Annotated in this window: 21 protein-coding genes; 14 read left to right on the top strand and 7 right to left on the bottom strand. The window is 62.9% G+C overall.

Annotated features, from left to right (window positions below):
• Positions 1 to 21 precede the first annotated feature (21 nt).
• Together N8A98_RS09245 and N8A98_RS09240 are read right to left on the bottom strand one after the other, a co-directional pair.
• Positions 22 to 144 carry a hypothetical protein gene (locus N8A98_RS09245; protein WP_262170845.1) on the bottom strand — a complete coding sequence of 41 codons (123 nt, stop codon included), beginning with the start codon at positions 142 to 144 and terminating at the stop codon, positions 22 to 24.
• An 86-nt stretch (positions 145 to 230) separates the two neighbouring features.
• Positions 231 to 1,070: a glycoside hydrolase family 25 protein gene (locus N8A98_RS09240; protein WP_262170844.1), complete on the bottom strand. Its 840-nt coding sequence runs from the start codon at positions 1,068 to 1,070 to the stop codon at positions 231 to 233.
• A gap of 183 nt (positions 1,071 to 1,253) precedes the next feature.
• Here N8A98_RS09240 and N8A98_RS09235 point away from each other — a divergent pair, with 183 nt between their 5' ends.
• Together N8A98_RS09235 and N8A98_RS09230 are read left to right on the top strand one after the other, a co-directional pair.
• Positions 1,254 to 2,777 carry a YifB family Mg chelatase-like AAA ATPase gene (locus N8A98_RS09235; RefSeq protein ID WP_262170842.1) on the top strand — a complete coding sequence of 508 codons (1,524 nt, stop codon included), beginning with the start codon at positions 1,254 to 1,256 and terminating at the stop codon, positions 2,775 to 2,777.
• The gene (locus N8A98_RS09230) at positions 2,774 to 3,229 is read left to right on the top strand and encodes an NUDIX domain-containing protein (protein WP_262170841.1); all 456 of its coding nucleotides are present in this window, start codon (positions 2,774 to 2,776) and stop codon (positions 3,227 to 3,229) included. The genes N8A98_RS09235 and N8A98_RS09230 overlap by 4 nt, the downstream gene beginning before the upstream one ends.
• A gap of 289 nt (positions 3,230 to 3,518) precedes the next feature.
• On the opposite strand, the gene cfa is transcribed toward N8A98_RS09230, so the two are convergent.
• Positions 3,519 to 4,634, bottom strand: a complete 1,116-nt coding sequence (gene cfa / locus N8A98_RS09225; RefSeq protein WP_262170839.1) for a cyclopropane fatty acyl phospholipid synthase — start codon at positions 4,632 to 4,634, stop codon at positions 3,519 to 3,521.
• A gap of 142 nt (positions 4,635 to 4,776) precedes the next feature.
• Here cfa and N8A98_RS09220 point away from each other — a divergent pair, with 142 nt between their 5' ends.
• Positions 4,777 to 5,427, top strand: a complete 651-nt coding sequence (locus N8A98_RS09220; protein WP_262170838.1) for a DUF1294 domain-containing protein — start codon at positions 4,777 to 4,779, stop codon at positions 5,425 to 5,427.
• A 34-nt stretch (positions 5,428 to 5,461) separates the two neighbouring features.
• Here N8A98_RS09220 and N8A98_RS09215 read toward each other — a convergent pair whose 3' ends face one another.
• From N8A98_RS09215 to N8A98_RS09205, 3 genes are all read right to left on the bottom strand, one after another.
• Complete coding sequence (locus N8A98_RS09215) at positions 5,462 to 6,157, bottom strand: helix-turn-helix transcriptional regulator (protein WP_113120533.1); 696 nt, start codon at positions 6,155 to 6,157, stop codon at positions 5,462 to 5,464.
• 84 nt (positions 6,158 to 6,241) lie between these two features.
• Positions 6,242 to 7,357 carry an epoxide hydrolase family protein gene (locus tag N8A98_RS09210; protein ID WP_262170835.1) on the bottom strand — a complete coding sequence of 372 codons (1,116 nt, stop codon included), beginning with the start codon at positions 7,355 to 7,357 and terminating at the stop codon, positions 6,242 to 6,244.
• Positions 7,358 to 7,483: 126 nt separating this feature from the next.
• The gene (locus N8A98_RS09205) at positions 7,484 to 8,494 is read right to left on the bottom strand and encodes an aldose epimerase family protein (RefSeq protein WP_262170834.1); all 1,011 of its coding nucleotides are present in this window, start codon (positions 8,492 to 8,494) and stop codon (positions 7,484 to 7,486) included.
• A 119-nt stretch (positions 8,495 to 8,613) separates the two neighbouring features.
• Here N8A98_RS09205 and N8A98_RS09200 point away from each other — a divergent pair, with 119 nt between their 5' ends.
• The 11 genes from N8A98_RS09200 to N8A98_RS09150 all read left to right on the top strand — a co-directional run bounded on the left by N8A98_RS09200 (position 8,614) and on the right by N8A98_RS09150 (position 24,553).
• Positions 8,614 to 9,657: a LacI family DNA-binding transcriptional regulator gene (locus tag N8A98_RS09200; RefSeq protein ID WP_262170832.1), complete on the top strand. Its 1,044-nt coding sequence runs from the start codon at positions 8,614 to 8,616 to the stop codon at positions 9,655 to 9,657.
• 90 nt (positions 9,658 to 9,747) lie between these two features.
• Positions 9,748 to 11,211, top strand: coding sequence for a xylulokinase (gene xylB, locus N8A98_RS09195; protein WP_262170831.1), 1,464 nt, complete (start codon positions 9,748 to 9,750; stop codon positions 11,209 to 11,211).
• Positions 11,208 to 12,515 (top strand): xylose isomerase, encoded by a 1,308-nt coding sequence (xylA, locus tag N8A98_RS09190; protein WP_262170829.1) that lies wholly within the window; start codon positions 11,208 to 11,210, stop codon positions 12,513 to 12,515. The genes xylB and xylA overlap by 4 nt, the downstream gene beginning before the upstream one ends.
• Positions 12,516 to 12,640: 125 nt before the next feature.
• Positions 12,641 to 14,251, top strand: coding sequence for a glycoside hydrolase family 43 protein (locus tag N8A98_RS09185; protein WP_262170828.1), 1,611 nt, complete (start codon positions 12,641 to 12,643; stop codon positions 14,249 to 14,251).
• Between the two features lie 279 nt (positions 14,252 to 14,530).
• On the top strand, positions 14,531 to 15,382 hold the full coding sequence (locus N8A98_RS09180) for a DUF2189 domain-containing protein (protein WP_262170826.1): 852 nt from the start codon (positions 14,531 to 14,533) through the stop codon (positions 15,380 to 15,382).
• Between the two features lie 72 nt (positions 15,383 to 15,454).
• Positions 15,455 to 15,760, top strand: a complete 306-nt coding sequence (locus N8A98_RS09175; RefSeq protein WP_262170825.1) for a hypothetical protein — start codon at positions 15,455 to 15,457, stop codon at positions 15,758 to 15,760.
• An 84-nt stretch (positions 15,761 to 15,844) separates the two neighbouring features.
• On the top strand, positions 15,845 to 18,559 hold the full coding sequence (gene mutS, locus N8A98_RS09170) for a DNA mismatch repair protein MutS (RefSeq protein WP_262170823.1): 2,715 nt from the start codon (positions 15,845 to 15,847) through the stop codon (positions 18,557 to 18,559).
• Entirely contained in the window at positions 18,540 to 21,338 is a 2,799-nt protein-coding gene (locus tag N8A98_RS09165; protein WP_113123490.1) for a [protein-PII] uridylyltransferase, read from the top strand. The genes mutS and N8A98_RS09165 overlap by 20 nt, the downstream gene beginning before the upstream one ends.
• Positions 21,339 to 21,368: 30 nt before the next feature.
• Complete coding sequence (gene murJ / locus N8A98_RS09160) at positions 21,369 to 22,931, top strand: murein biosynthesis integral membrane protein MurJ (protein ID WP_262170819.1); 1,563 nt, start codon at positions 21,369 to 21,371, stop codon at positions 22,929 to 22,931.
• 78 nt (positions 22,932 to 23,009) lie between these two features.
• Complete coding sequence (trpS, locus tag N8A98_RS09155) at positions 23,010 to 24,041, top strand: tryptophan--tRNA ligase (protein WP_262170817.1); 1,032 nt, start codon at positions 23,010 to 23,012, stop codon at positions 24,039 to 24,041.
• 41 nt (positions 24,042 to 24,082) lie between these two features.
• Positions 24,083 to 24,553 (top strand): universal stress protein, encoded by a 471-nt coding sequence (locus N8A98_RS09150; protein ID WP_262170815.1) that lies wholly within the window; start codon positions 24,083 to 24,085, stop codon positions 24,551 to 24,553.
• A gap of 12 nt (positions 24,554 to 24,565) precedes the next feature.
• Here N8A98_RS09150 and N8A98_RS09145 read toward each other — a convergent pair whose 3' ends face one another.
• Positions 24,566 to 24,880: a DUF3817 domain-containing protein gene (locus tag N8A98_RS09145; RefSeq protein WP_262170814.1), complete on the bottom strand. Its 315-nt coding sequence runs from the start codon at positions 24,878 to 24,880 to the stop codon at positions 24,566 to 24,568.
• Positions 24,881 to 24,949: the final 69 nt, after the last annotated feature.

The following is a 24,949-nucleotide window of genomic DNA, read 5'->3' as shown; positions in this document are numbered from 1 at the left end:
TAGCGCAGAAGAAACGCAGCCCTATTTCTTGGCCGCATTGCCGGTGCTGCCGGCGCCCAGACCCGTAATGGGCTTGGCCGCAGCGACCTTGTCCTTTTTGGGTTTCTTGGCTTCCTTATTGCTGCGCATTTGTCCTTTGGCCATTCAATGGTCCTCCTCATAGTCGGGCACCCGCCCGCAATTACAGGTGTGAGGCTAATCCTGCCCCAATAGGCTGGCAAGGCCTGCAATTATTTGGCGTATCCGCACCGTCCGGTCGGCAGCAGCGCGGCAATGGCCCGCGGATCGCAACCGGTCGACAGGAACGTCAGCCAATCGTTCTGGTTGCCGTAAAAGGCATTGCGGTCCACTTCCCCACGCACGCCACGCACTACCCCGGTCTGGGTCCACTGCCAGAAGGTCCAGGTGCGGTTATTGTAGCGCTCATGCGGCTCGGCAGCGGTCGAGCGCAGCCAGAACGCATTGGGGAAATATTCGCCTTCCAGAATATCGCGATGGAAATTCATGTCGGTATAGATGATCGGCAGCTTGCCGGTATGGCGCTCCATGGCGTCCAGCATGACGCGGATCTTTTCCAGCGCATCGGCCCGGCTCGGCTTGACCTTGCAGCTCGAGTGATTGTTCCATTCGAGGTCCAGCACCGGCGGCAGCGCATCGGGATCGTTGGGCACATTGGCCACAAACCACGCCGCCTGCTCGGAGGCCAGCGAACACCAGGTCATGAAATGATAGGCGCCGCGCGGCATGCCGGACTGGCGCGCCCGCTCCCAGTTCACCCGGAAATTGGGATCGACATAATCCTTGCCCTCGGTCGCCTTCATGAAGACGAAATGGATGCCGGCGCCAAAGGCGGCCTGGAAATCCACATTCTCCTGATAGCGCGCCACGTCGATCCCCTGGATCGGCATATTGCGGGCGCGGTCGACGCCCTTATGCGGGCGATTGTCGCCGGGGATGGCGCCGTACAGCCCTCCGCCGGTGGAACAGGCGGCCAGGATGAACACCACAGCTGCGGCCAGCGTGGTCTTGGCAACAGCGGAAAACGAGAAGAATGGCCGGCTGGCGGTCATTGGGCGGAACTCTATACAACAAACAAATCTGGCCTTTGATTCAACATGGCGCGGTTAATGGAGGATTAGGGTAACCAGTGTGGCAGCCCGCATGGTTAATGAGCCATATTCTGTTCGCCAAACGTTCTTGTCGGCCCATGGGAGTCCTGCTAGGCTTGCCATGGGTTTAGGGGAGCTTGAGGCATGGTTACCCGCGTTGCGACCGTGGCGTTTCAGGGCATCGAGGCCGTGCCGGTCGATGTGCAGGTGCAGATCGCGCCGGGCGTGCCGAAATTTCTCATGGTTGGGCTGCCCGACAAGGCAGTCAAGGAATCCAGCGAACGCGTCCATGCCGCGCTGATTGCCTCGGGCCTGGGCCTGCCGCCCAAGCGCATTACCATCAATCTGGCGCCGGCCGACCTGCCCAAGGAGGGCAGCCATTACGATCTGCCCATCGCGCTCGGCCTGATGGCCGCCATGGGCGCCATCCCGCAGGATGCGCTGGATGGTTTTCTGGTGCTGGGCGAACTGGGCCTTGATGGACAGTTGGCCTCGGTCAGCGGCGTGCTGCCGGCCGCCATTGCCGCGCAAAGCCGCGATCTGGGGATTATCTGTCCCGCACCCTCCGGCCCCGAAGCGGCCTGGGCGGGAGAGGGCATCGATATCATTGCTGCCGAGAGCCTCTTGGCGCTGGTCAATCATCTGACCGGCCGGCAATTGGCCGCGCGTCCGCTGCCGCGCAAATATCTGCCCAATGGCGCCCTGCCCGATCTGAGCGAAGTGCGCGGCCAGCAGGTGGCGCGGCGGGCGCTCGAAGTGGCGGCGGCGGGTGGCCATAATATGCTGATGATCGGCCCGCCCGGCGCCGGAAAATCCATGCTGGCGGCGCGCTTGCCCTCGATACTGCCGCCGCTCAACCCGCGCGAATTGCTGGATATTTCGATGATCCAGTCGATTGCCGGCGAATTGGCCGGTGGCGCCATTTCCGACCGGCGGCCGTTCCGGGCGCCCCATCATTCGGCCTCCATGGCGGCTTTGGTCGGCGGTGGGCTGCGGGTGCGGCCCGGGGAAGTGAGCCTGGCGCATAATGGCGTGCTGTTTCTCGACGAATTGCCCGAATTTGCGCCCCAGGTGCTCGATAGCCTGCGCCAGCCGCTCGAAAGCGGCGAGACGGTGATTGCCCGCGCCAATGCGCGCGTCAATTATCCAAGCCGGGTACAGCTGATCGCGGCGATGAATCCGTGCAAATGCGGCATGGCCGGCACGCCGGGCCATACCTGCAAGCGCGGCGCGGCCTGTGCCGGCGATTATCAGGCCCGGGTTTCCGGTCCATTCCTTGATCGCATCGATATCCGTATCGACGTGCCCGCCGTCACCGCCGCCGACATGATCGCCCCATCCAATGCGGGTGAAAGCTCCAATATTGTCGCCCAACGCGTCCATGCGGCGCGCGAACGGCAGCGCGAGCGGTTCCTCGAACATGGTGCGCCCGACGTTTTCACCAATGCCGCCGCCGGCCCGACGCTGATCGAAAAGCTGGTCAATCCCGACCGGGAGAGCCAGGCGCTGTTGTTGCAGGCGGCCGAGCGCTTCAATCTCTCCGCCCGCGCCTATCATCGCGTGCTCAAGGTTGCCCGCACCCTGGCAGATCTGGCCGGAGTCGATCGCGTCGCCCGGCCGCATATCGCCGAGGCGCTGAGCTATCGCGTCAATATGGGGCTGGCATGATGGCCCATCGTATTTCCGCCGGCGCGCTGGTGCTGCGCGACAATAAAATCCTGCTGGTCCGCCATTTTCGCCCCAGCATCCATGATTTCTGGGCGCCACCGGGCGGTGGCGTCGAAGGCGAAGAGGAATTGTCGGCCGCAGCCGAGCGGGAGACATTCGAGGAAACCGGCCTGCGCGTACGCGCCGGCGCCATGGCCTATATCGACGAATTGTTCGACGACAGCGAGCGCATGATCAAGTTCTGGTTCCTGGCCGATTATGTCTCGGGCGAGCTCGACATCACCGCCAATCCGGCCGCGGGGGAATCCATCTGCGAAGCGGGCTGGTTCGCCCGCGATAAGCTGCCCAAGGGGCATGTCTTTATCGGACCGGCCGATGGCCAATTCTGGGAAGACCTCAAGACCGGCTTTCCCGCGCCCATCAAACTCCCGCTACGGCGAATGCTTTTTTAGCCAGGGTCTTTCGGTTCCGGCGCTCTGAGGGAGGGTTTACTCTGAGCGCATTTCAAGAATGCGATTCGACCTGCGCCGGAATGACACCGTGGGTGGGGCGAGTCCCGGGTGAGCAATCCCGCTGAGGTGGAGTGCATGTGGGCCTTGTGCCAAACCCGCGACCCACGCCCTCGTTCCCTCCCCTCAAGGGGGAGGGAGGCGACGGGCCGCCGTCATCTGGGTTTTAGCGCCGACGCTTAAGCGTGCCTGTGCATAAGCCTGTGGACAAATGTTCCACGTGAATCACGGCTCACCGCACGCTCGTATAGCCGCCGGGCACGCCGCGCGGGGACAGTACCACCTGCCATAGGCTGATATTGCGAGCGCGGAACAGGGCGGCGAAGACGTTGAGATAGTAGCGCCACATTCGGTAGAAGCGCTCGTCATACTGGTCTTCCAGCTGCGGCCAGGCCGCGACGAAGCGCTCATGCCAGGCCATTAGCGTCTTGTCGTAATCGGCGCCGAAATTGTGCCAGTCCTCCATCACGAACAGGCCCTCGATGGCCTTGCCGATCTGGGCGATGGAGGGCAGCATGCCATTGGGAAAAATGTATTTTTCGCTCCACGGATCGCCATGACTGGTCGAGCTGTGGCCGCCAATCGTGTGCAGCAGCATCAGCCCATCCGGCGCCAACAGGCTCGCCGCCTTTTCGAAATAGGCGCGGTAATTCTTGTAGCCGACATGCTCGAACATGCCGATCGAGATGATGCGATCGAATTGCCCGTCCAGCGCCTGATAGTCGAGCAGCTTGGTCTCGACCGGCAGATGAGCCGTGCGTTCATTGGCGAGCGCCGCTTGTTCCTTGGAGACGGTGACGCCCACCCCCGACACGCCATAACGCTCGGCGGCAAATTGCAGAAAGCCGCCCCAGCCCGAGCCGATATCAAGAATGCGCATGCCCGGCTGCAGCCCCACCTTGCGACAGATCAGATCGAGCTTGGCTTCCTGGGCGGCATCGAGATCCCCCGCATTATGCCAATAGCCGCAGGAATAGATCATGCGCTTGTCGAGCATGGCAGCGTAGAGATCATTGCCGATATCGTAATGCTTTTCGCCCACTTCGGTGACGCGCAGGCGCTGCATATTGAGCAGCTTGCCCTTGAGCACGCTGCCGATCAGCGCCAGGTCCTTGGGGAAATTGTCCTGGATATTGGCGGTGACCAGCTTGAACAGAAACTGGTCGAGCGCTTCGGCATCCCACCAGCCATCCATATAGCTTTCGCCCAGGCCCAGAGTGCCCTGACTGAGCACGCGGCCGTAAAGGCGTTCATTGTGCACCTGCACGTCCCAGGGATGAGAACCCCCGATCTCGATCTCCGTGCGGGCCAATTGGGTTTGCACGAAACGCTTCGCAGTATCTGACATGACAAACGGCATGAAAAATGGAAGGAAGCCTTAGCCTACATCCATCGTCGTTTACCGATCAATGGTTTTCTCGAGCTATTTTTGGCCCTGCAAAGCCTGCTTAACCGGCCTGTTGCTATGCTGGTAGGCGCGGAGGCAGAACATGCGCAAAAGCGGGCAATTGGTCGATTGGAACGATGATCGCGGCTTTGGTTTCATCCGCGATGCCGAAGGCGAACGCTATTTCGTCCACATCAAATCCATCAGCCGCATCGCCACGCGTCCGCTGATTGGCGATCAGCTCGATTTCGACGCCGGCGTTGATGCGCAAGGCCGCCCGCGTGCAATTAACGCTCGCATCCGGGGCGCCAATCCCGCCCCGACCCGGGCCGTGCGATCGCGCGGCCTGCCGCCGGTCGCCAATGAGCAGCGTTTCGATCCGCGGCCCTGGCTTGCTGTGGGTCTATTGGTTTTGCTCATTTATGACCTGGCGCTGGGTCTCGCGCCGCTCTGGTTGGGAGCCGGCTATCTTGGGATCGGTGTCTTGTCCTTCGGGCTTTATGCCACCGACAAGCATTATGCCCGGACCAATCAATGGCGCATTTCGGAAACCATGCTGCACAGCATTGATCTGGGTTTTGGCATCATTGGGGGCCTATTGGCGCAAAGCCGGTTTCGCCACAAGACGGCCAAGCCGGGCTTTGCGCTGTTCACCTGGTGCCTGGCCGGCCTGCATGCGCTCTGGCTCGGTGGCATAGCGATTGGCCGGATCGCGCCGGATGATCTGGCGAACCTGCTCACTCTGTTCGGCTGATTCACGTGAAACGAGTGCCGCTTAGACCGCTGGCTCACTCGCCCCGCCGTTCCGTGGCCAGTACCTCGCGCCATTCGCGTTCCAGCATGGCGCGGCGCTTGCCATAGCGGTCTTCGGTCATCAGCAGCGACACGATGCGGTCGGTGCGGAAATTGCGGAAGGCCTGGCGCAGGCAACACCAGGCGGCGATGACCTGTTTGCCTTCGTAATAGGCCAGTTGCACCGGCCAGATGGCGCGCTCGCTGGGCCGCCCGCTTTCATCTTCATAGCAAATATGCAGCGCTTTTTCGGTGCGCATGGCCTGCCGCACCTGGCCCAGCACGGGCATGGGGGTCTTGTTGCTCCACACCGCCACCGGCCATAGGCCGGTATCGTTGATGCGATCGCGCAAATCCTCGGGCGAGGCGGTGGCGATCTTGGCCAGGGCATTCTGCGCGGCAGCGCCCAGCCCATCATCGGGCTGCGCGCCCACCCAGCGGGCACCCAGCACCAGGGCCTCAAGCTCTTCGGGCGTGAACATCAGGGGCGGCAGGAAGAAGCCGGGTTTCAGCATATAGCCCACCCCGGCTTCACCATCGATGGGCGCGCCCAGCCCGATAAGCGTCTGCACATCGCGATAAAGCGTGCGCACGGAAACGCCCTGTTCCTCGGCCAAAGCGGCAGCCGTGACCGGCCGGCGATGGCGTCGCAGCGCATCCATGACGGCAAAGAGCCGCTCGGTCTTGTCCATGGTTCGTTCTCCTCTGGCGCCCTTGGATGCCAGATTCCCGGGACGGCGCCAAGCGTCTGCATGGCGGGTGTCGCGGCGCCAGAATTACGCGATCTGGCCATGAAACGCACGGATGTCGTGGGCCATCGCCTCGGGCACTTCGAGCGCCGGGAAATGGCCGCCCTGGCTCAGTTCGGTCCAGCGCACGATATTCCAGAGATTGCGTTCGCCCCAGGCGCGCGGCGCCGGATTGTCGGCTGGCGGCACGAGAATGGCATGAGGCACGTCGTGCCGGGGCGGTTTTTTGGGCAATTCGGCATCGGCAAAAGCCTCCTTGTAGAGCCGCACGGAGGAGCCGATCGTCTGGGTGAACCAATAGACCGAGAGAATGGTGGCCAGATCTTCGAACTCGAAGGCATTGCTGATATCGCCGCCATTATCCGACCAGGTGCGATATTTTTCGAGAATCCAGGCGGCGAGCCCGGCCGGGGAATCGTTGAGGCCGACCGCCAGCGTGGCGGGTTTGGTGGCCTGGATCATGGCATAGGCGCCCTCGGCAAAGGCCCAATAATTGCCGCGCTCGACATAGGCCTTTTCCTCGGGCGAGAGGTCGTCCGGCTTGGGAAAACCGAAATAGACATTGATGTAATGCGCTCCGATCAGCCGGTCGGGAAAGTCGCGCACCAGCGCCATCACCGCACCAGCGCCCAGATCGGAGCCGGATACGAGAAATTTTGGATAATCGAGCCGGCTCATCAGCTCGGCCCAGAGCGGGGCGACCCGGGTCAGGTTCATGCCGGGCCGGCTGGGCTTGCCGGAAAAGCCAAAGCCGGGCAGCGAGGGAATGATCACATCGAAGGCCACGCCATCGACCGGCTCGGTAAGCAACGGCACCAGCGGCAGCAATTCGACGAAATTGGATGGCCAGCCATTGGCCAGCAGCAGCGGCACATTGGTCTGGCCGCGGCCGAGCACATGCACGAAATGCACCAGTTCGCCCGCGATCACCTCGGTGAATTGGGGAAAAGCGTTGAGCCTGGCTTCGGCGGCGCGCCAATCGTAGCGCGTGCCCCAATAGGCGACAAAATCGCGCAGGAAGTTTTGGTCTATGCCATCGTCCCAGCCGGCATCCGGCAGGACATGGGGGAACCGGGTGCGGCCGAGCCGGTCCTGGAGGTCGGCAAGATCGGCGTCGGAAACAGCGATGGTGAAAGGGGTCATGTCGTCTCTCCTCATGTCGCAGCAACGCGGCATCGTGAGGAAAGCTTCATTCACGCGTGCTGACAGGCCGTGGCAGGAGTGATTCGGGTATCACTGCTGCCAGATTCTGTCGCAGGCTCGTGCCGCTCAGGCGATCTCGAATTCGCACCAATGGCTATAGGGGCGTTCGGGCGAATAGATCACATTGGGGAAATGCGGATTGTGCACCGCATCGGCAAAGGCCTGGTCCTCAAGGCAGAAGCCGGCATGTTTGCCATAATGCTTGCCGTTCAGGCCCGGCACCGGAATGTCGGTCCAGACGCCATTGTAAACTTGCACGCCCGGCCGGTCGCTCCAGAGCTTGAGCGTCAGCGCCTGGTCCGGTCCGACCACAGTGGCGATCGGATCGGCATGATTGCGGCCGGTGTCGAGCACCATCCCGATGTCGTAATCCACCGGCGCGCCATTGCCGTCGCGCATGCTGCGCGGCTGGCGCAGGTCATAAGGCGTGCCGGCCGATGGCAGGATGGCTCCGGTTGGCGCCAGGTCTTCGCCCAGCTGGGTATAGGCCGATGAATTGACCTGGATGGTGTGGTCGAGCACATCGGCTGATGTGCCCAGGTTGAAATATTGATGCTGTACCAGGCTGATCGGGGTGGCCCGATCGGTCGTTGCGGTCAGCTCCAGCAAGAGGCGATGGCCCTTGAGCCGGTAGGTCGCGGTGAAATTGACATTGCCGGGATAGCCCATCGCCCCGTCCGGGCTGAAATGGGTGAAGCGCACGGCCGTGTTAGCTTCGTCGACTTCCCCGTCCCACACCTGCCGGCCCAGGCCCTGCTCGCCGCCATGCAATTGCAGGCTGCCGGCATTTGCGGGCAGGTTGTAGGTTTTTCCATCCAGATCGAAGGAGGCATTCTTGATGCGGTTGGCGACGCGTCCGGCGAGCGAGCCCAAATGCGGGCTATGGGCGGGATAGGCGTCGAATGTATCAAAGCCCAGCACCACCGAGCGGGGCGCCCCGGCCACCGGCACGCGCCAGTCGCGCACCACCACGCCATAGCCGATCAGGTCGACTTCAACGCCCGTATCGCTCACCAGGCGGAACTGATCCACCCGCTTGCCCGCGTGTTCGCCGAATGTCGATACCGCAATGGTCATGCTGCCCCTCCAGGTTTTGGCGCTATGGTCTAGCGCGCTTTCTCGGCGCCCTGCAATGTCGGACTTGACCTTTTCTCGGGCGGTGTCGAGTGTACGGGCAATGAGGGAAGGAAAGTGCCGTGAATGAGATCGCTGGCAGACGGCGCGTCACCGTCCATGACGTGGCGCGGGTGGCGGGCGTGTCGCTGGCCACGGTCGATCGCGTGCTCAATGGACGTCCCGGCGTACGCGCCGCCACCGTCGAAAAGGTCGAAGCGGCCATTGCCGAGATCGGCTTTCATCGCGATCTGTCGGCGTCGCTATTGGCCCGCGCCCGCGATATCGGCGTTACCTTCGTCATCCCGGACGGCTCCAATGCTTTCATGGCTAGCCTCGCCGAGGCGATCGAGCGCTGGACCGCGCCGGCGCTGAGCGATCGGGTGCATATCCAGATTTTGCGGGTCAAGGCGCTGGATGGCGCCGCCCTGGCCCGGGCGCTGGATGGGCTCGATGCGAAAATCTGCGATTGCGCGGTGATCGTGGCAGGGGAAGATCCGGCCGTGCTGGCCGCCGTCGACGCTGCCAGCCGACGCGATATTGCCGTGCTCACCTTGGTGTCGGACCTGCCCGGTTCGCAGCGCCGCCATTTCATCGGCATCGACAACGTCGCGGCCGGCCGCACGGCCGCATCCCTGCTCGGTCGCTTCCTGCCGCATGGCGGCAAGGTGGCACTGATCGCCGGCTCGCTGCATCTGCGCGATCACTCCGATCGCCTGGCTGGCTTTCATGCGGCATTGGCGGCCGAATTTCCCGCGGTCACCGTGGTGGGGCCGCTCGAGGGGCATGACGAAGCCTCCCAGACCGAATCAATCGTCGCCGCGCTCCTCGTCGAGCACCCCGATCTTGCCGGGCTCTATAATCTGGGCGCAGGCAATACCGGGCTGGTCAAGGCGCTGGATAATTCCGGGCGCGCCGGCGCCATCCGCGTCATCGCCCATGAATTGACCGCCGCCACGCGGCAAGGCCTGGTCGGCGGGGCGATTGACGTGGTGCTCGACCAGAATCCGGACGGCGAAATTCGCCAGGCGATTGCGGCGGCGCGAGCCCTGGCTTTGGGCGGCAATGGGCTTTCCGGCAATGCCCCCATTGAAATCGGGATTTTCCTGCGCGACAATCTGCGCTAAGAAGCACGCCATCACCAAACCGGCGTGGCCCAAAATGGGCCGGGAGGACGTTCAGATGTTGTTTGTGACCGCCAATGAGGTACGTGCCTCATGACTTTTCTCGGCATCGATATCGGCACGTCCGGCGTCAAGGCGCTGCTGATCGACGATAATGGCAAGCCCGTTGGCGACGCCTCGGCCCCCGCCGTCGAGCCCGTGCGCCCCCATCCCGGCTGGTCCGAACAGAACCCCAATGATTGGTGGACGGCAACGCTCGCCGCAGTGGACAAGCTCAAAGCCAGCCATCCGGCCGAGCTCGCCAAAGTGCGCGGCATTGGCCTGTCCGGCCATATGCATGGCGCGGTGCTGCTGGGCAAAGGTGACGAAATCCTGCGCCCCTCTATCCTGTGGAACGACGGCCGCTCGGCCGCTGAATGCCTCGAGATGGAAGCCGCGCTCCCGAGCCTGCGCGACATTGCCGGCAATATCGCCATGCCCGGCTTTACCGCCCCCAAGATCGCCTGGGTGCGCAAGCATGAGCCGGACATTTACGCCAGAATCGCCAAGGTGCTGCTGCCCAAGGCCTATGTGCGGCTGCTGCTGAGCGGCGAGCATGTCGAGGACATGTCCGACGCCGCCGGCACGCTTTGGCTCGATGTTGCCAAGCGCGATTGGTCCGATGAATTACTGGCCGTCACCGGGCTGAACCGCTCGCACATGCCGCGCCTGGTTGAAGGCTCGGCCCCTTCAGCCAATCTCAAGCGCGAATTCGCTGCCCGTTGGGGCATGTCGGGCGATGTGGTTATTGCCGGCGGCGCTGGCGACAATGCCGCTTCGGCCTGCGGCATCGGCGCCATCCGGCCCGGCGAGGGCTTTGTGTCGCTGGGCACGTCGGGCGTGCTGTTCGTTTCCAACGATAAGTTTCGCCCCAATACCAAGGGCGCCGTGCACGCCTTCTGCCACGCCATTCCCGATACCTGGCACCAGATGGGAGTGATCCTGTCCGCCACCGATAGCCTCAATTGGCTGTCGCGCATCACCGGCCAGAAGCAGGCCGATCTCTCCCGCGCTGCCGAAGCCCAGTTCAAAGGGCCGGGCGAGGAAATCTTCCTGCCCTACCTGTCGGGCGAGCGCACCCCGCATAATAATGCTAGGGCCCGCGGCTCCTTCACCGGCCTCAGCCAGAGCACGGAACCGGCGCAATTGGCCCAGGCCGTGATGGAAGGCGTGACGTTCGCCATGCGCGATTGCCAGCGTGTCCTCTCCGATGCCGGCACCAAGATCGACCGTCTGCTGGCGGTCGGAGGTGGCTCCAAATCTGCGCTCTGGCTCAAGCTGCTGGCAACCAATCTCGACATGGAAATCGCCCTCCCCGAGGACGGCGATTTTGGTGGGGCGCTGGGGGCTGCCCGGCTCGGCCTTTGCGCCGCCACCGGGGCTAATCCCGCTGATGTCATGACCATGCCGCCGATCAAAACCGTCATCGCGCCCGACACATCCCTGTCGGCCGCCTATTCCGATCAATATGCGCGCTACCGCGCCCTTTACCCTGCCATCGAGGAGGCAATTTCGTGAGTGATTTTTTCAAGGGCCTGAGCCAGGTCAAGTATGAAGGCCCTGCCAGCAAGAACCCGCTGGCCTATCGTCATTACAACAAGGACGAAGTGATCGCCGGCAAGCGGATGGAAGACCATATCCGCCCCGCCATCGCCTATTGGCACACCTTTGCCCAGGAAGGCGGCGACCCGTTCGGCGGCCGGACTTTCGACCGCCCCTGGTTCGACAAGGGTCTGGAAGGCGCCAAGCTCAAGGCCGAAGTGGCCTTTGAATTCTTCAACCTGATCGACGTGCCCTTCTTCGCCTTCCACGACGTTGACGTGGCCCCCGAAGGCGCAACGCTCGAGGAGAGCAACAAGAACCTGCGCGTCATCGGTGATATCCTTGCATCCAAGATGCAGGAAAGCGGCAAGAAGCTGCTCTGGGGCACGGCGAACCTGTTCTCCAACCGCCGCTATATGGCGGGCGCCGCCACCAATCCCGATCCCGAAATCTTCGCCTATGCCGCCGGCCAGGTGAAGGCCGTGCTCGAGCTGACCAATGAACTGGGCGGCGAGAACTATGTGCTCTGGGGCGGCCGTGAAGGCTACGAAACCCTGCTCAATACCAAGATCGGCCAGGAACAGGACCAGATGGCCCGCTTCCTGCACCTGGTCATCGAGCATGCCGAAAAGATCGGCTTTACCGGTCAGATCCTGATCGAGCCCAAGCCGCAGGAGCCGAGCAAGCACCAGTACGACTTCGACGTCGCCACGGTGTTTGGGTTCCTGCAGAAATACGGCCTCGAAAAGAAGGTGAAGTGCAATATCGAGGTTGGCCACGCCTTCCTCGCCGGTCACTCCTTCGAGCATGAACTGGCTATTGCCTCTTCGCTGGGCCAGCTTGGTTCGGTCGACGCCAACCGCAACGATCTGCAGTCCGGCTGGGATACCGACCACTTCCCCAACAATGCGGGCGAAATGGCTCTGGCCTTCTACTACATCCTCAAGCAGGGCGGTCTGGGCAAGGGCGGCTTCAACTTCGACGCCAAGGTGCGCCGCCAGTCGCTGGACCCGGCAGACCTGCTGCATGGCCACATCCTGGGTCTCGACACCCTGGCGCGCGGCCTCAAGGGCGCCGTCGCCCTGATCGAGGATGGCGAATATGACAAGCTGCTCGATGGCCGCTATGCCGGCTGGGACAATGGCCTGGGCAAGGACATCCTTGCCGGCAAGCTGAGCCTGGCTGACATTGCCGCCAAGGTGCATGCCGATGGCATCAACCCGCAGCCCAAATCCGGCCGCCAGGAATATCTCGAAAACCTGATCAACCGCTTCGTCTAAGCCAAAACGCTGACCCCTTCCCTGCCAGGGAGGGGGTCTTTCAACCATCGCAGACCCCTCATCCGGCGCTGCGCGCCACCTCTCCCACAAGGGGAGAAGGGAAGCGGTGGCGGGGAGGAGGAAATATGCCCCAGATCACCAATCCCATCCTGCCCGGCTTCAACCCCGATCCGTCCATCCTGCGGGTCGGCGAGGATTATTACATCGCCACCTCGACCTTCGAGTGGTTCCCGGGCGTGCAGATCCACCACTCGAAGGACCTTGCCAATTGGGACCTGGTCACCCGGCCGCTGACGCGCAAGGCGCAGCTCGACATGCGCGGCGATCCCGATAGCTGCGGCGTCTGGGCGCCCTGCCTCACCCATGACGGTGAAAAATTCTGGCTGGTCTATACCGACGTCAAGCGCAAGGACGGCTCGTTCAAGGACGCGCATAACTACATTGTCACCGCGCCTGCCATCGAGGGTCCCTGGTCCGACCCGATCTATGCCAATTCCTCGGGCTTTGACCCCTCACTGTTCCATGATGACGACGGCAAGAAGTGGTTCGTCAACATGCTGTGGGACCACCGCACGCGGCCGCTGAAGTTCGCCGGTATTGCATTGCAGGAATTCGATCCCGCCCAGGGCAAGCTGGTCGGCCCGATCAAGAATATCTACCAGGGTACTGACCTCAAGCTGGTCGAAGGCCCGCATCTCTATAAGCGCAACGGGTGGTATTATTTGCTGACCGCCGAGGGCGGCACGGCCTATGACCACGCCGTCACCTTTGCGCGCTCGCGCACTATCTGGGGACCCTACGAGACCCATCCCGACAAGCACATCCTGACCTCCAAGGACGCGCCCTTTGCCGCCCTGCAGCGCGCCGGGCATGGCGATCTGGTCGAAACGCCCGAGGGCAAGACCTATCTGGTGCATCTGACCGGCCGCCCCACCACGCAGAACCGCCGCTGCGTATTGGGTCGCGAAACCGCCATTCAGGAAGCCTATTGGGGCGAAGATGACTGGATTCACGTGAAACACGGGCCGGTCCCCTCGCTGCATGTGGAAGTGCCCGGCACGTTCGACGCTGCCAAATACTGGTCCGAGCAGCGCTATACGTTCGAAGGCGCGCTGCACAAGGATTTCCAATGGTTGCGCACGCCCGAGCCGGAACGGATTTTTGCCCTCAAGGACAACAAGCTGCGCCTGTTCGGTCGCGAATCGATCGGCTCATGGTTCGAGCAATCCCTTGTCGCCCGCCGCCAGACCCATTTCTCCTATGATGCGGAAACCGTGCTCGATTTCGCGGCCACCGACGAGCGCACCATGGCGGGCCTGACGGCCTATTACAGCCGCTACAATTTCTTCTATCTGGCCGTTACCGCCCATTCCGACGGCCAGCGCGAATTGCTGCTGATGAGTTCGGAAATGAGCTGGCCCGACGGCAATCTGCGCTTCCCGGCCGATCCCGTGCAGATTCCCAACACAGGCAAGGTCAAGCTGGCCCTGCGCATTCGCGGGCCGAAGCTGCAATTCTTCTATGCACTCGAAGGCCAGGATTTGCAGCCCATCGGCCCCGTGCTCGACGCCTCGCTCCTCTCGGATGAATGCGGGGGTCATCAGGCCCATGGCAGCTTCACCGGCGCCTTTGTCGGCATGGCCGCGCATGATCTGAATGGCACGGCGAGTCCCGCTGATTTTGATTATTTTGTCTATCGGCCGGTCGAGGATCCGACGGACCGCTACGAGATTTAGGGTCTGGCCCTCCCTCCCCCCTGAGGGGAGGGCCGGCGTGGGGGGCCTTGTGGCCCCGGCGCTGGTCCTCGCCGACCCCCACCCTAACCCTCCCCTCAAGGGGGAGGGGACGCGGAGCCTCGACCATTGGGGCTCCCCCTTCACAATTTTCCGAGCTGGGGGCGACAATCTGCCGCAGCTAGGCTATTCTTCCTCGTCTAGCAGGTCGCGCTTCGTGGCCGAAGCGATGTTACCCGGTCATGCAACGCGACCTCCCCATGTTCTGGAGGAGGACATTTCATGGCGAATTTTCACGTCATCGGTGGCGCCACCGAGGTGCTGGACCACCCAACAGTTCGTAAAATCACCCTGGCCGATCTATTCGATGCCCTCAAACGCGGCGCGTCCGATTTCTGGGCCAAACCATCCCATTATGTGCTGCTCACTTTGATCTATCCGATTGTCGGTATCGTGCTGGCGGTGTGGATGTCGGGCTATCACACCTGGCCCCTGCTCTATCCGCTGATGGGCGGCTTTGCCCTGATCGGCCCCTTCGCCGCCATCGGGCTGTATGAAATCAGCCGCCGGCGCGAATTGGGGCTCGATACCTCCTGGATCCACGCTTTCGAGGTGCTGCGCTCGCCCGCCATCGCCTCGATTGCCGCTATCGGGGTATTCCTGTTTGCCGTCTTCACCCTCTGGCTGACGGCGGCGCAGGGGCTTTATGAAAACCTCTTCGGCTCTTCCGCGCCCACCCAGCTCAGCGCACTGATCAATCAGGTGCTGACCACGCCGGAAGGCTGGACGCTGCTGATCGTGGGGAATCTCTTGGGCCTGGCCTTTGCCGTGATCACGCTGTGCACCACGGTCGTGGCGTTCCCGCTGCTGCTCGATCGCGATGTCGGCGCCTATGTCGCTGTCACCACCTCGATCCGTGCCGTGCTGAAAAACCCCATCCCCATGCTGGCCTGGGGCCTGATCGTCGCCATCGGACTGGCGCTGGGCTCGCTGCCGCTGTTTGTCGGGCTAGCCGTGGTGATCCCGATTTTTGGCCATGCCACCTGGCACCTTTACCGCAAGGTGATCGAGCCGGTCGAAATGGCGCCGCGGCCGCGTCGCCGGGCAGCCATGGCCAAAGCAAAAACTCGCTAAAGCCCGAACATTCCGCCATAATCCTGGGCACCGGTTCCTCTGGCCGGTGCCCTTGTCTTTGGCCGAGCTGTCATGCGTCGCTTCCTGATCACCGCCGTACCCATCATCCTTGCCGTGCTCTGTGCCCTCGCCACCGTGCCGTGGCTGTTGGGCGTTCCGGGCACCGACAATAATTACGCCAAGGGCTGGACCATCGGCTTTTATGCCCTGCTGGCCTATCTCACCGTCTTCATCGTCCTGGCCATTTTGCGCGTCGCCGCCCATCTGGGCTGGTTCCGCTTTCCCGCCCATACCGCCGATAGTCTGAGCTGGTCGGCCGTGCTCGGTTTCGTCATCGCGCAGGGCCTTGCCTGGTGGCTGATTCTGGGTGGCAATTGAGCGGGACAATGAGCCTTGCGCGGTTGTATCGGGCTGCAACCTGCCCTAGTTTGGCCGCTTCCTGCCGCATAGTTTAAAGCATTCATGGACCAGTCGCTCCCCGACTCCGCATCCCTCTCGCCCGCCCCGGCCCTCACGCCGATGATGGCGCAGTATTTCGAGATCAAGGCGGTCAATCCGGGCTATCTGCTGTTCTACCGCATGGGCGATTTCTACGAGCTGTTCTTCGAGGACGCCGAGATCGCCAGCGCCGCCCTGGGCATCGTGCTGACCAAGCGCGGCAAGCATCTGGGCCAGGATATAGGCATGTGCGGCGTGCCCATCCATGCCGCCAACGACTACCTCAACAAGCTGGTCAAACTGGGCCATCGCGTCGCCATTTGCGAACAGGTGGAAGACCCCAAGGAAGCCAAAAAGCGCGGCGCCAAATCGGTGGTCAAACGCGATGTCGTGCGGCTGATCACCGCCGGTACGCTGACCGAGGACGATCACCTCGACGCTCGTGCCAGCAATTTCCTCGCCGCCCTCGCCATGGTGCGGCATGGGGAAACCGATTTCGCCCTCGCCTGGACCGATGTATCGACCGGGGAAAGCTTCACCGCCGATCTCGCCGCCGATCAATTGCAGGACGAATTGGCCCGCATCGATCCGGCCGAGCTGATCCTGAGCGAGGCGACGCGCCTGGCTTTGGTGGAGCGGCACCTGTTCGCGCCCGCCTGGCTGCCGATCAGCCATATCGCCCCGGCGCAAAGTTTTGACAGCGAAGCGGCATCGGCCACTTTGCGCGACGCTTTTCCTGGCGGTGCTTTTGACCCATCCGCGCTGTCCCGCGCCGCACGTTCGGCTTTGGGCGCCATCGTCGCCTATATCAGCGACAGCCAGAAGGGCGTCGGCGTCGCCCTGCGCGCGCCCGTGCTGGGCGCTACTGCCCGCAGCATGGCCATCGATCAGGCTACCCGCGCGAGTTTGGAACTGCACCAGACCCAGCGCGGCCAGCAACGCGGCTCGCTGCGCAATGCCATTGATCTCACCGTCACCGCCCCCGGCTCGCGCCTGCTCTCGGCGCGATTGGCGGCGCCGCTGGCCGATGCGGCGGCGATCAACGAGCGGCTCGATGCCGTCTCGGTTCTGGCCGGCGATACCATGCTCAATGGCCGTTTGCGTAGCGATCTCAAGGCCGTGCCCGATCTGGCCCGCGCCCTGACGCGATTGGCACTCGATCGCGGCGGCCCGCGCGATCTGGCCGCCATCGGCAAGGCGGTCAGTGCCGCTCTTGCGCTCTCGGGCCATTTCGCCCGGCTCGATGACGTTCCCACGGTCCTTGCCCGGCTCTCGGCGACCCTGGCCGCTGCGCCCGCGCCGCTGGCCTCCATGTTGGCGCTGGCGCTCGATGATGAATTGCCGCTGTTCAGCCGCGATGGCGGCTTTGTGCGCAAGGGCTATGACCAGACCCTCGATGACGAGCGCGCGCTGGCCAGCGAGACCCGGGCTGTCGTCGCCGCGCTCCAGGCCAGGCTGATCGAGGAAACCGACGTCCGCTCGCTCAAGATCCGGCATAATGGCGTGCTCGGCTATTTCGTCGAAGTGCCCGCCGCCCATGGCACCAGGCTGCTCGAAGAGCCGCATCGCCAGAGCTTTATCCATCGCCAGACGCTGGCCAATGCCATGCGCTTCACCACGACCGAATTGGCCGATCTCGAAGGCCGCATTGCCCGCGCCCATGAGGCGGCGCTCGATATCGAGCTGAAGATCTTTTCGAGCCTGCGCAGCGAGGCTCTCGGCCGCACCGAGGCCTTACGCGAACTCGCCGACGCCCTGGCCGAACTCGACGTCACCGCCGCGCTCGCTCATCTCGCCGCCACCCGCAATTATGCCCGGCCGGAAATCGACACGTCCCTGGCCTTTGAGATCAAGGCCGGCCGCCATCCGGTGGTCGAGGATATGGTGCAGGCCGAGGGCCACAGCTTTGTCGCCAATGACGCGGACCTCTCCGGCGCCGACGATATCGGTGGCGGCCGGCTCTGGCTGGTCACCGGCCCCAATATGGGCGGTAAATCGACCTTTCTGCGCCAGAACGCGCTGATCGCCATTCTGGCGCAAATGGGCAGTTTCGTGCCCGCCGCCTCGGCCCATATCGGGGTCATCGACCGGGTCTTTTCCCGCGTCGGCGCATCCGACGACATTGCCCATGGCCGCTCGACCTTCATGGTCGAAATGGTCGAAACCTCGGCCATTCTCAATCGCGCCACCCGGCGCTCGCTGGTGGTGCTGGACGAAATCGGCCGCGGCACCGCGACATTTGATGGTCTCTCCATCGCCTGGGCGGCCGTCGAGGCTTTGCACGAAACCACCGGTTGCCGGGCGCTGTTTGCCACCCATTTCCACGAATTGACGAGCCTGGCTAAAACCCTCTCCCGCGTGTCCAATGTCACCATGAAGGTGCGCGAATGGGAGGGCGAGGTGGTGTTCCTGCACGAAGTGGGACCCGGCGCCGCCGACCGTTCCTATGGCATCCAGGTGGCGCGCTTGGCCGGCCTGCCCGAACCGGTGCTTGCCCGCGCCCGCCAGGTGCTTGATATTCTCGAACAACGCTCGGCCGGAACGGCCTCTTCCAGCCAGAAGGCCAGCGTGTTAGATGATCTGCCGCTCTTTGCCCATCAGCCTGCTGCCAAACCGGCGGGCCCTGACCCAGTCCATGCCGCGCTCGACGCCGTTCGTCCCGACGAAATGACCCCCAAGCAAGCGATCGAAGCCCTCTACGAACTAAAGAAACTCCGCGATGACGCTCGCCGAAGCTGAAGCCAAGCCGCGAAAACCCCAGTTCGCGCTGAAAAGCGCCGAAACCCTGCTGGCTGAACTGGACGCCGCCATTGGCGATGAAGCGCCCAAAAGCGCCGCCGCCCGCGCCGTCGTCCTGGCCCATATGCGCCAGACCCTGGCCGCCGCGCGCAAATCGGCCGAAGAAGAATTGCTCGCCAACGGCAAGGGCACCCGCTGCGCGCAAAATCTGTCCGACGCGCAGGACGAGATCATCACCGCGGTCTATCTGTTTGCCACCAGCCGGGTCTATCCGGTCGACAATCCTTCCGGCGCCGAGGCCATCGCGCTCTCCGCTGTCGGTGGTTATGGCCGCGGTACCCTGGCCCCCGGTTCTGATATCGATCTGCTGTTCATCCTGCCCTATAAGCAGACGCCCTGGGGCGAGCAGGTTACCGAATATATCCTCTACCTGCTTTGGGATCTGGGCCAGAAGGTCGGCCATGCCGTCCGCTCGGTCGATGAGAGCATCCGCATGGCCCGCGCCGACATGACCGTGCGTACCGCGACGCTCGAGGCGCGTTACCTGACCGGCGACAAGGCGCTGTTCGACCAGCTGGTCAGGCGCTTTGAAACCGAAATCATGCCGAAAACGGGCCCCGAATTCATCGCCGCCAAAATGGCCGAGCGCGATGAACGGCATAAGGCGATGGGCAATACCCGCTATGTGGTCGAGCCCAATATCAAGGACGGCAAGGGCGGGTTGCGCGATCTCAACACCCTGTTTTGGATCGGCAAATATTTCTACCAGGTCAAAACCAGCCATGAGCTGGTCGGCAAGGGCGTGCTGTCCAATGGCGAATATCGCCTGTTCTCGCGGGCGGAGGACTTTTTGTGGGCGGTGCGCTGTCACCTGCATTTCCTCACCGGCCGTGCCGAGGAAAAGCTGACCTTTGACGTGCAGCCCGAACTGGCCCACCGCATGGGCTATGCCCAGCGCCTGGGCATGCTGGGCGTCGAGCGCTTCATGAAGCGCTATTTCCTGGTCGCCAAGGATGTGGGGGATTTGACCCGCATCATCTGCGCTTCTCTGGAATTCAACCACGCCAAGGACATGGATCTGGTGGGCCGCGTGCTGGCCCCGTTCCGTTCCGGCAAGTCCAGGATCAAGGGCGAAAGCGATTTCGTGCTCGATACCGGCCGGCTCAATATCGCCGCCCCCGACGTGTTCGAGAAGGATCCGGTCAACCTGATCAAGATTTTCCTCGTCGCCGGGCGCGAGGAATTGCTGTTCCATCCCGATGCCATCAAGGTCATCTCCCGCTCGCTGCGCCTGATCGACAACAAGGTGCGCAACGACGCCAAGGCGAACAGCTATTTCCTGACCATCCTGACCGCGCCCATGTCGGTCGAGCGCATCCTGCGCGCCATGAATGAGAGCGGTGTTCTGGGCAAGTTTGTGCCCGATTTCGGCAAGATCGTCGCCCTGATGCAATTCAACATGTACCACCATTATACGGTGGACGAGCATCTGATCCGCTCGGTCGGCGTCATGGCCGACATCGCCAATGGCGGCCTTCGCGATCAGTTGCCGCTGACCCACGAATTGCTGCCCCAGCTCAACGATACCCGCCTGCTCTATGTCGCGCTGTTCCTGCACGATATCGCCAAGGGCCGGCCGGAAGATCACTCCATTGCCGGCATGCGCATTGCCAAAAAGCTCTGCCCGCGCTTTGGCCTGACGCCGGCAGAAACCGATACGGTCAGCTGGCTGATCGAGCATCACCTGCTGATGAGCGAGATCGCCCAGGCCCGCGACATCCAGGACCCCGAAACCGCCAAGGCCTTTGCCGACGTGGTGCAATCCCCGCAGCGCCTGGCGCTGTTGATGATCCTCACCGCCTGCGATATTCGCGCCGTCGGCCCCGGCGTGTGGACCGGCTGGAAGGGCAGCCTGCTGCGCGCGCTCTACTATGCCACCGAACCACTGCTGTCGGGCGGGCATAGCCAGGTCACCCAATCGGACCGCATCGAAGCTGCCCGCCGCCAGCTGGCCGAAAAGCTCGACACCTGGCTGCCCGCCGATGTCGAAGCCTATATGGCCCGCCATTACGATCATTACTGGCTGCGCGCCGAGCCCGAATTGCAGTTCGAGCATGCCCGCATGATCCGCCAGGCCGATAGCTCCGGCGAAACCTTTGCCGGCTCGATCCGCATCAAGGCCTTCGAGGGCATCACCGAAGTCAGCTTCTACATGGCCGACCACCCGCGCCTGCTCTCGCTGATCGCCGGCGCCTGCACCATGCAGGATGCTTCGATCATCGGCGCGCAGATTTTCTCGACCCGCGACGGCCGCGCCATCGACACGTTCCGGTTGCGCCGCTCCTTCACCTCTGACGAGGACGAGAAGGTCCGCGCCACCCGCATCATCGATACGGTCCGCCAATTGCTGCAGGGCAAGCGGCAGATCCTGATCGATCTGGGCAAGGAAAGCCGCCACAACAAGCGCCTTAAGCCGTTCGCCCTGCCCGCCCAGGTCTCCGTGAGCAACGCCCTCAGCGAAAAATTCACCGTTATCGAGGTGTCCGGCCTCGACCGCATGGGCCTGCTTCACGCCATGACGCGCGAGATCTCCGATCTCAACCTCACCATCGGCTCCGCCCATATCGGCACCTATGGCGAAAAGGCCGTCGACGTCTTCTACGTCACCGATTTGACCGGCCAGAAGATCATGTCCAAGCCGCGCCAGCGCAAAATCCATGATGCGCTGATGAATGTGTTCCACCCCAAGCCGGCGGAACAGAAGGTGGTCAATGGGTAGCGCGCCCACGGCCGGCGCTGCGCTCTCGCCATGAGCCTCTACCGCAATTTCCTCTCCGTAGGCGGGCTGACCCTGGTCTCCCGCATTGCCGGCTTTGCCCGCGACGCGCTGATGGCCGCCGTGCTTGGCATCGGCCCCGCCGCCGACGCCTTCAACGCCGCCTTCCGCTTTCCCAATCTGTTCCGGCGGCTATTCGCCGAAGGCGCCTTCAACACCGCCTTCGTGCCGATGTTTTCGACCGCGCTCGAAACCCAGGGCGAAGACGCCGCCAAGCTGCTCGCCAGCCGCATCATGAGCTGGCTGGTCGCGGCGATCCTCGTCGTCACCATCCTCGCCGAAATCTTCATGGAGCCCATTATGCGGGTCTTCGTGCCGGGGTTCGACGATCCGGAAAAATTCGCGCTGACGGTCTACCTGTCGCGCATCATGTTCCCCTATCTGGCCTGCATGTCGCTGATGGCCGCCTATGCCGGCATTCTGAACACGCTGGGCCGCTTTTTCGCCTCCGCCTTCGCGCCCATAATCCTCAACATCGTCAATATCGCCGCCCTCGTCCCGCTGGCCATCCTGGTGCTGGAGGACAAGGCCGATATCGCCTTCTGGGTCGCCATCGCCATGCTTCTGGGCGGCGTTGCGCAACTGGCTTTGGTTTATGGCGCCGTGCGCCGCGCCAATTTCGTGCCGCGCCTGGGTATTCCCTGGCCCAATGCCGAAGTCCGACGTTTCTGGCTGCTGGCCATTCCAGCAATCCTGGCCGGCGGCATCACCCAGATCAATATCCTGGTGGGTACAGCGATTGCCTCAAGCGCCGACAATGCCATCTCCGTGCTGTCCTATGCCGACCGGCTCTACCAGCTGCCGCTGGGCATTATCGGCATCGCCATCGGCACGGTGCTGCTGCCCGAGCTCAGCCGCCATCTCAGCGCCGGTCGCAATGCCGAGGCGGCACAAAGCCAGGACCAGTCGCTGCTGCTCTCCATGCTGCTCTCCATGCCTGCCGCCGCGGCGCTGGCGGCATTGTCAGTACCCATCGTCCGGGTGCTGTTCGAGCGCGGCGCCTTCGATGCCAGCGCTACCGTGCCCGTCGCCGAAGCGCTGGTGGGCTATGCCTGGGGCCTGCCAGCCTTCGTCTTGATCCGCGTGTTGCAGCCGGGCTTTTTCTCGCGCAAGGACACCATCACGCCGACGATTTTCGCGGGGCTGTCCGTGCTCGCCAATATCGGCATTTCGCTGTGGCTGTTCCCCAGCTTGCAGCATGTCGGCATTGCGCTGGCCACCACTATTTCCTCCTGGCTCAATGCGGTGCTGCTGGCGCTCTTCCTCGCCCGGCGCGGCTATTTCGCCCTGCCCGCGGCTTCGCTACGCAAACATCTGCTGACCATCGCCAGCAGCCTTGTCATGGCCGGTGTGCTCTATCTGCTGGCCCAGCGCGCCACGGCGATCTTTGCCCCCGGCGCGCCTTTCCTGACCCAGGCTGCGGCGCTATTCGCCATCTGCGTTTTCGGCTGCGTGGTCTATTTCACGCTGGTCCACATCACCGGCGCGCAAAAGCTGGGTATGCTGGCTAGCCGGCTGCGCCGCAGGCGGGCCTAGCCGCCGGGATGACAGCGCGGCCTAACGGATATAAGTGTTCCCCAATACAAGCGTAACTGAACCGCTAGGCTCTCCTTTATGGCTTTCACCCCTCGCGTCTTTTCCGGCATCAAGCCCTCGGGCGATCTGCATCTGGGCAATTATCTCGGCGCTATCCGCCGCTTCGTGCCCCTGCAGGACACGCATGAGACCATCTATTGCGTGGTCGATATGCATGCCATCACCGTGTGGCAGGACCCGGTTGACCTCAAGCGCTGGACCTATGAGATCGCGGCCGCCTATATCGCGGCGGGCGTCGACCCCAAAAAGTCGATCATTTTCAACCAGTCCCAGGTGATGGAACATGCCGAGCTGAGCTGGATTCTCAATTGCGTCGCCCGCATGGGCTGGATGGCGCGGATGACCCAGTTCAAGGACAAGGCCGGCGAAAACAGCGAGAATGTCTCGCTGGGCCTGTTTGCCTATCCCTCACTGATGGCCGCCGATATCCTGCTCTACAAAGCCACCGGCGTGCCGGTGGGCGAAGATCAGAAACAGCATCTGGAACTGACGCGCGACATCGCCAAGAAGTTCAATCACGACTTCAAAAAGCAGATCAAATCGCTGGGCCATAAGGGCGACTTCTTCCCCATCACCGAAACCCTGGCCACCGGCCCCGCCATGCGCGTCAAGTCGCTCAAGGATGGGTCCAAGAAGATGAGCAAGTCCGACGCTTCGGACCTCTCGACCATCTATATGATGGACGATGCCGACATGATCGCCAAAAAGATCAAGCGCGCCACCACCGATGGCGAGGCCCTGCCCAGCGAGGCTGCCGGCCTTACCGGGCGCCTTGAGGCGGAAAACCTGGTCGGCATTTATGCCGCCCTGTCCAACCGCAGCGTCGATGACGTGCTGGGTGAATTCGGCGGCCAGGGCTGGGGCGCCTTCAAGCCGGCTCTGGCGGATCTTTCTGTCGCCGTGCTCTCCCCCATTGCCGATGAAATGAAGCGGCTGGTCAGCGATCGCGGCGAAATGGATACCATCCTGCGCAACGGCGCCGATCGAGCCCGCACCATCGCCCAGCCGATCATGGACGATGTCCGCAATATCGTTGGCTTTATCCGCTGATAAGCGCTCGCGTGCCAGGCAACAATAGCTAAGGAAACGCAATGTACGAGACCGAGTACAAGCGAAAATTCCTCGTCGTCATTGACGAGACGCCCGAATGCGACCGCGCCTTGACCTTTGCCGCCTATCGCGTCAAGCGCACCGGCGGCGTCGTGGTCCTGATGAGTGTGGTGCAAAGGCCCGAATTCATCGGCCTGGGCGTTGAAGATGTGCTGCGTGCCGAAGCCGTCGAGGAAGCCGAGCGCAATCTTGATGCGCGCCTCGCCCGCCTCAGGGACATTGGCGACATCAAGGTCGAGTCGGTGATCCGCGAGGGCGAAGGCCCCGAGCAGATCGAAAATGTCATCGGGGAAGACCGCGACATCGCCATCCTGGTGCTCGCCGCCTCAACCTCCACCGATGGCCCCGGTCCCCTGGTCATGCACTTCGCCGGCCGCGCCAATGCGCTGCCGATCCCGCTGACGGTTGTTCCGGGGCGGATGAGCGACGAAGAGATTATCGCGATTTGCTAAGGGCTAGCCGCCTCAGGCGATCCGCGCCTCGTCCAGCAATTGCTTGCGCTTCAGGAACGGGTCGTTGAGAAATGTGCCGAACGGCACGAAGGCCGCGATAGTCGTGCGCGCCCATTCCCCGCGGGCAAAGCCACGGCCCCAGAGACACGCAATCATCGCCACGATATAGGCAAGGAACGCCGCGCCATGGATCATGCCCACCGGCGGCACCAGGGCTGGCATGCCGAACCAATATTTGAGCGGCATGGCGACCAAAAACAGCGCCAGCGTGGTAATGCCTTCGATAAGGCCGATAAAACGGAACAAGCGGATCATGGTCAAAGCCATATCGGCCGCCCGCGCCGCTGTGAACGCGGCGCATGGTCGCGATGCGCGATTGGCCTTGCACTCCGCGCT

The sequence above is a fragment of the Devosia neptuniae genome (genome assembly GCF_025452235.1).
In the GTDB taxonomy this organism is placed as follows: domain Bacteria; phylum Pseudomonadota; class Alphaproteobacteria; order Rhizobiales; family Devosiaceae; genus Devosia.
Note: the sequence above shows the minus strand (reverse complement) of the source record. Positions and strands in the feature narration are given on the sequence as shown.

Excerpts from the sequence above, each read along its gene's own strand:
- N8A98_RS09245 (WP_262170845.1), bottom strand. The coding sequence starts at position 144 with ATGGCCAAAGGACAAATGCGCAGCAATAAGGAAGCCAAGAAACCCAAA.
- N8A98_RS09240 (WP_262170844.1), bottom strand. The coding sequence starts at position 1,070 with ATGACCGCCAGCCGGCCATTCTTCTCGTTTTCCGCTGTTGCCAAGACC.
- N8A98_RS09235 (WP_262170842.1), top strand. The coding sequence starts at position 1,254 with ATGGTTACCCGCGTTGCGACCGTGGCGTTTCAGGGCATCGAGGCCGTG.
- N8A98_RS09230 (WP_262170841.1), top strand. The coding sequence starts at position 2,774 with ATGATGGCCCATCGTATTTCCGCCGGCGCGCTGGTGCTGCGCGACAAT.
- cfa (WP_262170839.1), bottom strand. The coding sequence starts at position 4,634 with ATGTCAGATACTGCGAAGCGTTTCGTGCAAACCCAATTGGCCCGCACG.
- N8A98_RS09220 (WP_262170838.1), top strand. The coding sequence starts at position 4,777 with ATGCGCAAAAGCGGGCAATTGGTCGATTGGAACGATGATCGCGGCTTT.
- N8A98_RS09215 (WP_113120533.1), bottom strand. The coding sequence starts at position 6,157 with ATGGACAAGACCGAGCGGCTCTTTGCCGTCATGGATGCGCTGCGACGC.
- N8A98_RS09210 (WP_262170835.1), bottom strand. The coding sequence starts at position 7,357 with ATGACCCCTTTCACCATCGCTGTTTCCGACGCCGATCTTGCCGACCTC.
- N8A98_RS09205 (WP_262170834.1), bottom strand. The coding sequence starts at position 8,494 with ATGACCATTGCGGTATCGACATTCGGCGAACACGCGGGCAAGCGGGTG.
- xylB (WP_262170831.1), top strand. The coding sequence starts at position 9,748 with ATGACTTTTCTCGGCATCGATATCGGCACGTCCGGCGTCAAGGCGCTG.
- N8A98_RS09185 (WP_262170828.1), top strand. The coding sequence starts at position 12,641 with ATGCCCCAGATCACCAATCCCATCCTGCCCGGCTTCAACCCCGATCCG.
- N8A98_RS09180 (WP_262170826.1), top strand. The coding sequence starts at position 14,531 with ATGGCGAATTTTCACGTCATCGGTGGCGCCACCGAGGTGCTGGACCAC.
- N8A98_RS09175 (WP_262170825.1), top strand. The coding sequence starts at position 15,455 with ATGCGTCGCTTCCTGATCACCGCCGTACCCATCATCCTTGCCGTGCTC.
- mutS (WP_262170823.1), top strand. The coding sequence starts at position 15,845 with ATGGACCAGTCGCTCCCCGACTCCGCATCCCTCTCGCCCGCCCCGGCC.
- N8A98_RS09165 (WP_113123490.1), top strand. The coding sequence starts at position 18,540 with ATGACGCTCGCCGAAGCTGAAGCCAAGCCGCGAAAACCCCAGTTCGCG.
- murJ (WP_262170819.1), top strand. The coding sequence starts at position 21,369 with ATGAGCCTCTACCGCAATTTCCTCTCCGTAGGCGGGCTGACCCTGGTC.
- trpS (WP_262170817.1), top strand. The coding sequence starts at position 23,010 with ATGGCTTTCACCCCTCGCGTCTTTTCCGGCATCAAGCCCTCGGGCGAT.
- N8A98_RS09150 (WP_262170815.1), top strand. The coding sequence starts at position 24,083 with ATGTACGAGACCGAGTACAAGCGAAAATTCCTCGTCGTCATTGACGAG.
- N8A98_RS09145 (WP_262170814.1), bottom strand. The coding sequence starts at position 24,880 with ATGGCTTTGACCATGATCCGCTTGTTCCGTTTTATCGGCCTTATCGAA.